Consider the following 981-nt stretch of genomic DNA (forward strand, 5'->3'; position numbering starts at 1 on the left):
TTCAACTTGATGCTGACCCGGTTGCCGTCCTGGTCGGTGACGGTGTAGATGAGGACGTAGTCCCCCACCCGGCTCTGGTCGATCTGACCCACCAAGTTCCCCTTGCTGTCGTAGAGGGAGACGCTCCCCGTGAGCGCCGCCCCCACCGGGGAGCTGGCTCCGTAGCGCTCCTCCATCCAGGAGAGGGCCGCCGCGTTGTCCAGCACGCTGTCCTTGATGTACTCGGTGTACTCGTCCTCGTAGAGCAGCGCCGAGGGCTTCTCCGGGTCGGGCTCCTCCCCGTCCGGCAGAGGGGTCAGGGGGTCGTCCGGGTCGGCGGGCGTCGGGCCCACCAGTTCCCCGTCCTCCGGCGGGACGATCACCGGCGGCACCCGGCTGATGAGGTGGTAGGAGAGCTCCACCACCGTCTGGTTCCCGTTTGCGTCGGTGGCTGTGTAGCGGATCAGGTAGTCCCCCACCCGGGTCAGGTCGATCTCCTCGATGGGGGCGCCGTTTCTGTCCTCCAACTCCACCTGCACCGACTGGCCGGCCGCATCCGGGTAGGTGAAGTGGTAGCGCTCCTCCATCAGGGTCTGGGCGGCGGCCTTGTCCATGACGCCGCTCTCCCGGATCAGCTCGGTCAAACTGTCTTTGTAGACGGCCTTTACCGGCCCCTCTGGGTCGTCCGGGTCGATGGGGTCCACCTCCGGCTCGGGCAGGGGCGCGTCTGGGTCGACGGGGTCCACCTGGGGCGGGCGGGCCTTGACCAGCCGGTAGTGGAGGATGATCTCGGTGGTGTTGCCGTCCCCGTCGGTGAGGGTGTAGAAGATGTCCACCCCGCCGGGCTTGGTGGTGTCCAAATACTGATTCTGGGCGGTGATATCCGTCCCCTTGCTGTCCTTCACCACCACCTGGGCGGTACAGCCGGCGGGCACAGCGTAGCGGTAGGCCAGCATCCCGTCCACCACTGCGCGGTCAAAGCTGCCGCCGTAGAGGGGCGGA

General features: G+C 67.3%; 1 protein-coding gene. It reads right to left on the reverse strand.

Annotated elements, in window-relative coordinates; translation table 11 throughout:
* On the reverse strand, positions 1 to 981 hold a 981-nt coding region (locus KQI11_RS13025; RefSeq protein WP_216402425.1), incomplete at both ends, for a DUF5011 domain-containing protein.

It is taken from the genome of Acetanaerobacterium sp. MSJ-12 (assembly GCF_018917875.1).
In the GTDB taxonomy this organism is placed as follows: Bacteria; Bacillota; Clostridia; order Oscillospirales; family Ruminococcaceae; genus Bittarella; species Bittarella massiliensis.